The sequence below is a fragment of the Billgrantia gudaonensis genome (assembly GCF_900100195.1).
Classification (GTDB): Bacteria; Pseudomonadota; Gammaproteobacteria; order Pseudomonadales; family Halomonadaceae; genus Halomonas; species Halomonas gudaonensis.
In genome coordinates this window covers 1-10,839 of the sequence record NZ_FNES01000031.1, presented here as the reverse complement: position 1 = coordinate 10,839, position 10,839 = coordinate 1, and the positions used below count along the sequence as shown (strand labels likewise).

Annotated in this window: 12 protein-coding genes; all 12 read left to right on the top strand. The window is 66.0% G+C overall.

Annotated elements, in window-relative coordinates; all coding sequences use genetic code 11:
- Window positions 1–2,139 (top strand): type IV conjugative transfer system coupling protein TraD (gene traD, locus BLP96_RS19480; protein WP_143005155.1); only part of this gene is annotated, 2,139 nt, incomplete at its 5' end.
- The gene (locus BLP96_RS19475; RefSeq protein ID WP_089689194.1) at window positions 2,108–2,398 is read left to right on the top strand and encodes a hypothetical protein; all 291 of its coding nucleotides are present in this window, start codon (window positions 2,108–2,110) and stop codon (window positions 2,396–2,398) included. The genes traD and BLP96_RS19475, both read left to right, overlap by 32 nt.
- Window position 2,399: 1 nt before the next feature.
- Complete coding sequence (locus BLP96_RS19470) at window positions 2,400–3,092, top strand: TIGR03747 family integrating conjugative element membrane protein (RefSeq protein WP_089689193.1); 693 nt, start codon at window positions 2,400–2,402, stop codon at window positions 3,090–3,092.
- Between the two features lie 194 nt (window positions 3,093–3,286).
- The gene (locus tag BLP96_RS19465) at window positions 3,287–3,649 is read left to right on the top strand and encodes an integrative conjugative element protein, RAQPRD family (protein ID WP_089689192.1); all 363 of its coding nucleotides are present in this window, start codon (window positions 3,287–3,289) and stop codon (window positions 3,647–3,649) included.
- On the top strand, window positions 3,649–3,864 hold the full coding sequence (locus BLP96_RS19460) for a TIGR03758 family integrating conjugative element protein (protein WP_023005028.1): 216 nt from the start codon (window positions 3,649–3,651) through the stop codon (window positions 3,862–3,864). The genes BLP96_RS19465 and BLP96_RS19460 overlap by 1 nt, the downstream gene beginning before the upstream one ends.
- Window positions 3,865–3,923: 59 nt before the next feature.
- Complete coding sequence (locus tag BLP96_RS19455; protein ID WP_089689191.1) at window positions 3,924–4,283, top strand: TIGR03745 family integrating conjugative element membrane protein; 360 nt, start codon at window positions 3,924–3,926, stop codon at window positions 4,281–4,283.
- Window positions 4,283–4,666 carry a TIGR03750 family conjugal transfer protein gene (locus BLP96_RS19450; RefSeq protein ID WP_089689190.1) on the top strand — a complete coding sequence of 128 codons (384 nt, stop codon included), beginning with the start codon at window positions 4,283–4,285 and terminating at the stop codon, window positions 4,664–4,666. Before BLP96_RS19455 ends, BLP96_RS19450 begins: the two co-directional genes overlap by 1 nt.
- Window positions 4,663–5,310, top strand: coding sequence for a PFL_4703 family integrating conjugative element protein (locus tag BLP96_RS19445; RefSeq protein ID WP_089689189.1), 648 nt, complete (start codon window positions 4,663–4,665; stop codon window positions 5,308–5,310). Before BLP96_RS19450 ends, BLP96_RS19445 begins: the two co-directional genes overlap by 4 nt.
- Window positions 5,307–6,179, top strand: coding sequence for a TIGR03749 family integrating conjugative element protein (locus BLP96_RS19440; RefSeq protein ID WP_089689188.1), 873 nt, complete (start codon window positions 5,307–5,309; stop codon window positions 6,177–6,179). The genes BLP96_RS19445 and BLP96_RS19440 overlap by 4 nt, the downstream gene beginning before the upstream one ends.
- Window positions 6,176–7,618 (top strand): TIGR03752 family integrating conjugative element protein, encoded by a 1,443-nt coding sequence (locus BLP96_RS19435; protein ID WP_089689187.1) that lies wholly within the window; start codon window positions 6,176–6,178, stop codon window positions 7,616–7,618. Before BLP96_RS19440 ends, BLP96_RS19435 begins: the two co-directional genes overlap by 4 nt.
- Window positions 7,581–8,048 (top strand): TIGR03751 family conjugal transfer lipoprotein, encoded by a 468-nt coding sequence (locus BLP96_RS19430; protein ID WP_479688549.1) that lies wholly within the window; start codon window positions 7,581–7,583, stop codon window positions 8,046–8,048. Before BLP96_RS19435 ends, BLP96_RS19430 begins: the two co-directional genes overlap by 38 nt.
- On the top strand, window positions 8,048–10,839 hold a 2,792-nt coding region (locus BLP96_RS19425), incomplete at its 3' end, for a conjugative transfer ATPase (RefSeq protein ID WP_089689186.1). The genes BLP96_RS19430 and BLP96_RS19425, both read left to right, overlap by 1 nt.

Below are 10,839 nucleotides of genomic sequence, written 5' to 3'. Positions count from 1 at the left end.
GCCTTCGGGCTGTGGCGGGCTCGGCAGGCCTGGATGGTGCTGCGCTACCGTCGCAACATGAAGCGCCTGCCGCGCTTCGCGCTGCGCAGCCGGCAGATTCCGGTTAGCCAGCGGCTGCTGTGGATGGGCAAGGGCTTCAAGTGGGAGGCGCGCCACACCCAGCGGCTGCATGAGAGCCAGCAGCCCCACGTGCAGCGCTATCTGCGCCCGGGGCCGGCCTACCGCCTGGCCCGTGAGCTGGAGAACCGGCTGGAGCGCCATACTGCCGGTCGGCCGCTGGTGAAGCTGTTCGCCGCGGATGTGCCCTGGAATCCGGTGCGCCCGCTGCCGCCGGTGGGCGGCATGGCAGCACTTCATGCCGTGGAGTGGAAGGAGCGCGATGTCTACTTGCCCCTCGGGGAGCGGGTGGGTCACACCCTGGTGGAGGGCACCACCCGGGTTGGCAAGACCCGGCTCGCCGAGATCCTGATCACTCAGGACATTCATCGCGGTGACGTGGTGATCGCCTTCGACCCCAAGGGCGATGCCGACCTGATGATCCGTATGTATGCCGAGGCACAGCGGGCGGGCCGCGGCGACGCCTTCTACGTCTTTCATCTGGGCTGGCCGGATATCTCGGCGCGCTACAACGCCGTGGGCCGCTTCGGGCGCATCTCGGAAGTGGCCACCCGGCTTGCCGGCCAGCTCTCCGGGGAGGGCAACAGCGCCGCCTTCCGCGAGTTCGCCTGGCGCTTCGTCAATATCGTGGCACGGGCCCGTCATGCACTGGGGCAGCGCCCCACCTACGATCAGATCCTCTCGGATGTGGTGAACATCGATGGCCTGATGATCGAGTACGCCCAGCAGACCCTGACGCGCCACGACCAGCATGCCTGGGAGCGCATCACCACCATCGAGGGCAAGCTCAACGACAAGAACATCCCCCGCCAGTTTCAGGGGCGCGACAAGCGGGTGGTGGCCATCGAGCAGTATCTGCAGCAGATCAAGGTGGTGGATGCCGTGCTCGAGGGGCTGCGCAGCGCCGTGCGCTACGACAAGACCTACTTCGACAAGATCGTGGCGAGCCTTCTGCCGCTGCTGGAGAAACTGACCACCGGGCGCATCGCCGAGTTGCTCTCGCCGGACTACGACGATATCGAAGACCCCCGGCCGATCATCGACTGGCAGCAGATCATCCGCAAACGCGGCATCGTCTACGTGGGCCTGGATGCCATGTCTGATTTCGAGGTGGCCCAGGCGGTGGGCAATTCGATGTTCGCCGACCTGGTCTCGGTGGCCGGCCATATCTACAAGCACGGCATCGATGACGGCCTGCCGGCTGTGAACGGCAAGCGCATGGGCAAGGTGCCGATCAACCTGCACTGCGACGAGTTCAACGAGCTGATGGGCGACGAGTTCATCCCGCTCATCAACAAGGGGGGCGGCGCCGGCATCCAGATCACCGCCTATACCCAGACCCTCTCCGACATCGAGGCGCGCATCGGCAACGCCGCCAAGGCCGGTCAGGTGGTCGGCAACTTCAACAACCTGGTGATGCTGCGGGTACGCGAGGAGAAGACCGCCGAGCTGCTGACCCGACAGCTGCGCCAGGTCAACGTGGCCACCCGCATGCTGGTCAGCATGGCCTCCGACTCCAGCGACATTGCCAACGACATCGACTTCACCAGCTCCGGCGGCGACCGCATCAGCACCGTACAGGTGCCGATGATCGAGCCGGCGGACGTGGTCTCGCTGCCCAAGGGGCAGGCCTTCGCCCTGCTCGAGGGCGGCCAGCTCTGGAAGGTGCGCATGCCCTTGCCGCTGCCCGACAGGCACGAGGACATCCCCGGCAGCATCGCCGAGCTCGCCGAGCGCATGAAGCGCGACTACACCACCGGCGAGCAGTGGTGGACCGCGGTGATGCCACCGCCGGTGAACCTGGAGCTGGGCGAGCTAGGGGCTGAACTCCCGATGCGGGCCCGCGATGCCCAGGAGCCGCCGCCTGCGCGGGCAGAAGCTCGAGCGGAGGCGCGGGACAAAGACGAGGCCAAGGCGCGCCGGCAGGGGGAGGAGGCTGAGGATCAGCTGCTCAACGAGTGGCTGCTGGCCCAAGAGATGGAGAACCGTGATGAACATCGAGACAACGCCCATGACGCCTGATACCGCGGCAACCGCCATAGTCTCCAGTGTTGCCCTGGAGAGCGGCTCCCTGAGTGAGCTGCCTCAGGCCCTGTTCGGGCTACTCGACTACGTGGTCATCGGGATCGACCGCGTCGAACTGACCCAGCACGCCTATCGCAAGGGGCTTTCGCCAGTATGGGAGCAGGGTGAGCACCCTCATGAGGGGCGGCTGATCCTGCACTACCACGATCGCCGCTGGTCGCTGCTCTGCTCGCTGACGCCAGTCAGGGTGCACTGAGATGGCCACGGCGGAACGTGCCCAGGAAACTCGACGCGGCTGGTTCTCCACGCTGTTCGGGCTTCCATTTCAGATTATGGCGGTGCTGGTCGTGTCGCTGCTGATGTCGGTGCTGGTCGAGTGGGCGGGAATCCACTGGCAGTGGTGGAGCCAGCCCGGGGCCCAGCATGCGCTGGAGACCCTGGAAACCGAAGTGGCCCGACTGGATACCCACTTCACGCGCTCGCTGCTGGTCTCGGACCCGGTCGCCCTGGCGACCCGAGCCGTCACCAGCGCCCACGAGTGGCTGTTCGTGAGGAGCGGGATAGCGGACTGGCTTGAGAACAGCGCCCATCACGGGGGTTGGCTCGGCACCCTGCATGTCTACGTGCAGGCGGCGCTCTACGTCACGCTGATGACCCTGACCCGTGTGGTCATTCTGCTGCTGACCTCGCCGCTCTTTGCTCTGGCGGCCCTGGTTGGTTTCGTCGACGGCTTGGTGCGACGCGACCTGCGCCGCTTCGGTGCGGGGCGCGAGTCCGCTTTCATCTACCACCATGCCAAGCGGGCCATCACGCCGGTCTTCGTGGTGGGCTGGCTGTTCTACCTGAGCGTGCCCTTCGCTATTCATCCCAACGCCTTCCTGCTGCCCTGCGCGGCCCTATTTGGCTTGCTGGTCAGCATCGCCACGGGAAGCTTCAAGAAGTACCTCTGAAACTCCACATCGCAGGCCTTCCGCGGCCTCGCCGCTATCGTCCGGAGCCGGTGCGGGCTCCGCTGCTTGCGTGCCTAGGGTATTGAGCAGGCGAAGATAAACGTCGTGTGCGGCGCTTATGGTTTCCTGCTGCGCTGCACCCTGGCGGGCGACAGGATGAGGACAATGCCAGCCAACGGATGGACTGTCTTGCCATGACGTTTCGCCGCTTGCCACGGGCCCTGTCGCCCCTGCTTCTGACGCTGCTGACCGCTCAGTTCGGCGCTACCTACTCCGTCTATGCCAACGACCACGACGGCGTGCGCGATGAGATCGCCCGCCAGGACCTGGCCCTGATCCAGGATCAGCTGGCCCAGATCCAGCGCATTGTGGATCGGCTCGAGAGCCGCGTTGGGGAGTTCGACCCTGAGACCACTCGTGTCTTCCTGGATGTGCCGCGCCTGCGCCGGGATATCCAAGCCGTGGACAAGGGCATCGATGACGTACTCGAACCGCCTCGATTGCCGCCCCGCCAGCCGGTGCCCCTCGCCGGGGACTACCTGCGGGAGTTGCGCTAATGGAGGCCTTCGCCGCCGGTGCCGGCTTCGAGGCGCCACCCCTGGGAGTCCTTATTGCCGGGGTGGGCTGCACCGTGGTGCTGCTCTGGGCGTGTTGGAGCGCCATCTCCTCCTATCGAGGCTACGCCAAGGGGCGCGTCAGCGGCGATGACTTCGGCTTTGCCGCGCTGCGCGCCGTCTTTCTGGTCGTGGTGATGTTCTGGATTTTCCTATGAGGTCACCGGCCTCGAACCCTGCGTCGTTCAGCAATTCGTTACTCAAGAAGGAGCTCGTTATGACTACCGTGCGTTCACTCTTCTCTCGTACTCGTACACGGGGACTCGCCGCCTTGGCAGCGGTGGGGCTAGTGCCGCAGGCCATGGGGCAGGGGCTGCCCACCATGGAGGCACCCTCACGTGGTGAAGGCGGTGGTCTGATCGAGACGCTGCAGAACTACCTCTACGATTTCGGCGCCCTTGGCGGTCTCATCCTGGCCACGGTGGCATTCATCATCGTCGCCATCGCATCCATCGCCACCTTCAACGAGGCACGGGTTCGCGGGGAGTGGTCGAAGTTCGGCGTAGTGGTCGTCGTGGGGGTAGTGCTGATCGTGGCCATCATCTGGCTGGCGACCAAGGCCGCGGAGATCCTCTGATGGTCAATCGTCTCGACTTTCTGCCGACCCGTCTGAATGCCGCACCGGTGGTGTTTCGGGGCATGACCGGGCACGAGGTTGGGATGATGGCTCTGGGCGGAGTAGCCGCGGGCTTGCTTCCGGGCGCGATCGGTGCCTGGCTGCTGGGAGCCATCGCCATGGTGCCGACCGTGGCCTTCGCCTGTGCCGGCATGGCGCTCTACGTCGGTGGCGCCGTCATGCGGCGGCTGCGTCGCGGCCGTCCCGCCTCCTGGCTCTATCGCAGCCTTCAGTTCCGCCTGGCCCGGCAGGGGATACGCCTGTGGGGCGGCGAGACCCTGATCACCCGCTCCGGCCCCTACTCGCGGCGGCGGATGCGCTACCAGCCGGGAGGACGACCATGAGTCGCTTTCGTCACGCCCTGAGCGCCCGGGATGCCCATATCACCACCCTGCGCCTGGTCATCGTGGTGCTGGCCCTGCTGAGCGCCGGCCTGTGGTGGGGCTGGAAGTCGGCCCCGGAGAACCTGACCATCCACAACCCGCCCGACCTGCGCTCCGGCAGCACCCGCGCCTGGTGGGAGGTCGACCCGTCGAGCGTCTATGCCTTCGGGTTTTACGTCTGGCAGCAGATCAATCGCTGGCCCGCGGATGGTCAAGCCGATTACCGCCGCAACCTGAGGGCCTATTCACCCTTTCTTACCCCCTCCTGTCAGCGCTACTTGGCCAAGGACTACGAGGACCGCGATCGCCGCCAGGAGCTTTCCGGCCGGGTACGCGGCATCTACGAAATTCCCGGGCGAGGTTATCGCGCCGATTCCGTGGAGATCCTTAGTCGTGATGCTTGGGTGGTTACCCTGGATATGGCCATCGACGAACAGTACGCCGGCACGCCGGTTCGCGATCTGTTCATTCGCTACCCGCTGCGGGTGGTGAGGGCCGACGTAGACCCTCAGCGCAACCCCTGGGGCCTGCAGGTGGACTGCTTCGATGGCATTCCACAGCGGCTGTCGGTACCAGATGCAGAGAAGCAAGGAGGCTCCTCATGAAGCGTGTGATGCTGGCCTGGTTGGTCACCGCCGTGTTCGCCGGTGAGGCGCTGGCGGTGGAGGTCATGCACTGGGAACGTCGACCGCTGGCGATACCGCTGCCGGTGGATGAGGAGCGGATTGTCACCCTGGACCGCAACGTTCGCGTGGGCCTGCCACCGGCATTGGCCAATCCCGAGGTACTGCGCGTACAGAGCGCCGGGGGCGTACTCTACCTGAAGGCCTTCGAGACCTTCGAGACCCAGCGTGTTCGCGTGCAAGACGTGGAGAGCGGGGATGTGCTGCTGCTGGACCTGTCGGCCGGGGAGGGCGTTAGTAGCGAGGAGATCCTGGTGGTGGATAGCCGAGAGTCATCCCCGGCTAGCTCTTCCTCGGGCAGCGGCGGGGCGAAGACAGTATCGACCCCGCCATCGTCGGCTCAAGCGTCAGGCACTGCTGCACAGCGCGCGTCCACCACGCCTGTACCGGTGCTACTGACCCGGCATGCCGCCCAGTCCCTCTATGCGCCGCAGCGCACCATCGAGCCCCTGCGCGGCGTCTCTCGCGTCCCCATGCGGCTGCCCGAGTCGCTGAGTACCCTGCTGCCGTCACTGCCGGTGACCGCCACGCCCCTGGGCGCCTGGCGGCTCGATGGCTGGATGGTCACCGCGGTGAAGCTCGAGAACAACGATCGGCGGCGTGCCTTCGAGCTCGACCCGCGCTGGCTGCAGGGAGACTTTTACTCTGCGACCTTCATGCACCCCTACCTGGCCCCGCGGGGCTCCGTGGAGGACACCACCACGGTATTCCTGGTTACCCGCCGCGGTGGTCTGGACAGGGCGCTGATTCCCCTGGAAGAGGCGGATGATGCCGAGGAGGGGGCCTCATGACGCTGCGTAGCAACACCCTGCTGAAGATTCTGGTGCCTGGGCTGTTGGTGATCGTGCTGCTGATTCTGGTGCGTGGCCTGAGCAGCGATAATGCCGGCACGGATTCTGGGACAGCCGAGACTGACCCGACGCTAAGCCTGACCGATGACGAGCTGCAGGCGCTGGGCATCGAGGGGGATACCCCGCGGGACACCGTAGCCACCCTGGTGGGCCACGTGCAGGCCATGCGTCGCGATCTGGAGCAGGCTCAGGCCGAAACCCAGGCGCTGCGTGACCAGAACGAGCAGCTGATGAGCCGCCACCAGGATGTGGACGGTGTCATTGATGAAGCACTGCGCCGTGAGCGCGAACGTCTACGTCAGGAGATCGCGCGGTCCAAGCCGGACAGCTCCATGCTGGGGACCTTGCAGCGTCAGCTGGATCAGCTGCGCCGCCAGGTGGATGGGCAACGTGATGATGACCTGCCCATTGGCCTGGGCCTTGAGGGAGGTGATGGCCCTGATGGGACATCCTACTCGGGCCCTGGCGCGGAGCATGCGCTGACCTGGGTCGAGCCCCTGGACGCCCAAGAGGATGAGCGTGGGCGCGGCGAGACTACCTTCCCGACCGGCTTCCGTGAGGCCGCCGATGAACTGGGCGAGGCGGCCCGGAGCACTTCGAGTGCGGTAGAGAGCCGGGTGACCGGACGTCCCGATGAATCCAGCGTGGAGCCCGTCTATACGCTGCCAGAGAACTCCACACTGATGGGCTCGGTGGCCATGACGGCGCTACTGGGCAGGGTGCCCATCGATGGCACCGTCAACGACCCCTATCCGTTCAAGGTGGTGATCGGCCGCGAGAACCTTACCGCCAACGGCGTCACCCTGCCTGAGGTGGAGAGTGCCATCGTCAGCGGCACCGCCACCGGTGATTGGACGCTCTCCTGCGTGCGTGGCCAGGTCAACTCGATGACCTTCGTCTTCGAGGATGGAACCGTGCGCACCCTGCCGGCTCCCGATGACGTCAACTCGGGAGACGGCTCGGGCCGCACCACCCTCGGCTGGCTCTCAGACCCGCGGGGCTTGCCCTGCATCCCCGGGGATCGCAAGACCAATGCTCAGCAGTTCCTGCTGACCAGCTTCATCCTTGGCGCCGCCGAGGCCGGTGCCGATGCCATGGCGATGAACGAAGTCACCACCAGTGTGGACAGCGGTGGAGTGGTCAGCGGCCTGACTGGTGACTCGGGTCGCTATGCCGCCAGCCAGGCCCTGGCTGGCGGCGTGTCCGACGTGCGCCAGTGGGTGCAGGAGCGCTTCGGCCAGACCTTCGATGCTGTCTATGTTCCCCCGGGTCAGCCGGTCGCCATCCATATCGAGCGTGAGCTGCCCATCGACTATGAAACCCAAGGAAGGAGGGTGCGATATGACCGCTCGAGTGCGGCCAATCTCGATCTGCCGTAGCGCCACCATGTCGATGGCGGTCTTGTTCACGAGCCTGACGATGACCGGGTGTGCGACCTCTCAGGAAGAGCTGATGCCGGTGGGTGACACCACCATGATGGAGATCTGGCAGAACCAGGCCGGCCAAAGTACCGGTGAGCGCCGCCTGCTGGATGTGCGCAGCGAGCTGCGCCGGCCGCTGAAGAGTGACGACATGGTAACGGAGCACCTGCGCTACAGCCGCGATGTGGGCAACGAGATCTACAGCCAGTTCCGCCGCCTGCCCAACCCGGACCTGGTGATGTACGTCTTTCCCCACCTGGCAGGTACGGAGCAAGTGCCGGTACCCGGCTACTCGACGGTGTTCCCCCTATATCAACGCGTTCAGTACGCCATGCCCGGTGAGAGTGCGCGAGCCACTGCGGACTGGGTCGATGGGAGGGCTCTCTGATGTCTCAGTTCGATGCGCTGATGAATCGACTCTTCGGGAGTGCCAATGCCGATGATGACGACCAAGGACAGGGGCTGGATGAGCTGCTATCGGCGCCGCCTTATGCGCGAGACCCTGAAGCCCAGTCGATCGAGCCAGATGCCCTCGCTGCCCTGAGACATGATATCCAGGGGCGGCCTTTGGCTCTGCCCAGGGGCAAGGCGCCCTCCGTGGCCGAGCTACGCTCGCACTTCCGTCGGGCGCCGTCCTTCAGCAACTACCTGCCCTGGGTGGAGTTCCTACCCGAGTCGGGCTGCTTTCTGCTCGAGGATGGGGTTTCGGTGGGGGTAGTGGCCGAGGTCTTCCCTATCGCCACCGAGGGCCGCGCTCCGGAGTCTCTGGAGGCGATTCGCGACCAGATCGAGGCCGCCTTTCAGGACAGCCTGCCGGAGTATGAGCAGCACCCCTGGGTGGTGCAGCTCTTCGTCAAAGATGAAGTCGACGCCCGCCCCGACCTGGAGCGTATGCGCGACTATGTGCGGCCCCGGGCGCGTGAGACCGAGTTCACCCAGGACTGGCTGGCGAGCATGGGCGCCCACCTCAAGGCGATCTCCAAACCGGGTGGGCTGTTCCAGGATGACGGCGTGACCCAGACCCGCTGGCGGGGCCAGACCCGTCGCACGCGCCTGGTGCTCTACCGCTGGATCGGCAAGAAGCGCAAGGCCGGGGAACGTCAGCGAGGGCTCTCCCCCGAGCAGGCCGCCAATCAGGTCTACGGCAGGCTGGCCGCCGCGCTGCACGGCGCGGGCCTGCGTCTGGAGCGATACGACGGCCGCGCCTTTCACCGCTGGTTATTGCCGCGCTTCAATCCGCGGCCGCGTCTTGCCCCCGATGACCCGGCGCGCTTCTATGCCTTGTGCGACTACCCCGAGGATGCCGCTGCCGTGGCCTGGAACTACGACCTGGCCGAGGGAATGCTCTTCAACTCGCCCCGCGGCGACGTCGAGACGGGGCTCTGGTGGTTCGATGGGCTGCCCCAGTGCTGCGTGGTGGTGGAGGAGATGCGCCGGGCGCCGGTGGTCGGCCATCTCACCGGCGAGGTGCGCCGCTCCGATGGGCAGGCGAGCAATGCGCTGATGGACAAGTTACCCGAGGGCACCGAGGCGGTGCTGACCATCGTCGCTACGCCTCAAGAGCCCCTGGAGGACCATATCAACCGACTGCACCATAAGGCGGTGGGTGACAGCGTGCTGGCACGCCAGGTCCGCGAAGACTGCGAGACCGCCCGCCGCTACCTGGGCCAGAACCACAAGCTCTACCAGAGCACCCTCGCCTTCACCCTGATGGGCGAGGACGAACAGGATCTTCAGCAGCGCAGCATGGAGCTGGCCACCCAGCTGCTGCAGGTCAACCTCTCGCCGGTGGACCCTGAGGATGAGGTCGCCGGCCTGAACACCTACCTGCGCTGGCTGCCGATGAACTTCGACCCGGAGCAGGATCGCAAGAACCGCTGGTACACCCAGTTCAATTACGTTCACCACCTAGCCAACCTGGCGCCGGTGTTTGGGCGCGGCCGCGGGACCGGCCACCCCGGCATGACCTTCTTCAACCGCGGCGGCGAGACCTTCAGCTTCGACCCGCTGAACCTCAAGGACCGCTCGGCCAACGCCCACATGCTGGTGTTCGGCCCCACCGGGGCCGGCAAGTCGGCCACCCTCAATGGCGTGCTGAGCCAGGTCATGGCCATGCATCGCCCGCGGCTCTTCATCATCGAGGTGGGCAACAGCTTCGGGCTGCTGGGCCAGTATTTCGAGCGCAAGGGGATGAGTGTCAATCAGGTCAAGCTGTCGCCGGGCTGCGGGGCCAGGCTGCCGCCGTTCGCGGCGGCCACGCGGCTGCTGGAGAACGAGGTGGAGGAGAGGCGCCTGGCCCGAGACGCCGAGGACGCCAATCCTTTCGAGGAGGCGCCCGTGGAGGAAGAAGAGGAGCAGCCCGACGAGGAGCGCGACCTGCTGGGCGAGATGGAGATCACCGCCCGGCTGATGATTACCGGCGGCGACCCCAAGGAGGAGCGGGAGTTTCGCCGCGCCGACCGGCGCATGGTGCGCGACGCCATCTACCGGGCGGCGGAGCGCTGCCGGGAAGAGGCCCGCGACTGCATGACCCAGGACGTGCGCGAGGCGCTCTATGCGATCTCACGTGACACGGAGATCCCCGAGGAGCGGCAGCGCCGTGCTTATGACATGGGCGAGGCCATGGGGCTGTTCTGCGACGGCTTCGACGGCGAGGTGTTCAACCGCCCCGGCACCGCCTGGCCCGAGTGCGACGTGACCATCATCGACCTGGCCCACTTCGCCCGGGAGGGCTACGAGGCCCAGCTCGCCCTGGCGGTGATCAGCGTGACCAACATGATCACCAACCTGGCCGAGCGCGACCAGTACAGCGGGCGGCCCATCGTCCAGGTCATCGACGAGTGCCACCTGCTCACCGTCAACCCGCTGCTCAGCCCCTACCTGGTCAAGGTGGGCAAGATGGGCCGCAAGCTCTCCCACTGGATCTGGATGGCCACCCAGAACCTCGAGGACTTCCCGGACGCGGCCCGCAAGCTGCTCAACATGATCGAGTTCTGGCTGTGCCTCTACATGCCCCCGGACGAGATCGAACAGGTCAGCCGCTTCAAGGAGCTCACTGCCACTCAGCGCAAGCTGATGGCCTCCGCCACCAAGGTCTCGAAGAAGTACACCGAGGGGGTGGTGCTGTCAGGGCGCCTGGAAGCGCTGTTCCGGGTGGTGCCGCCCAGCCTCTACCTGGC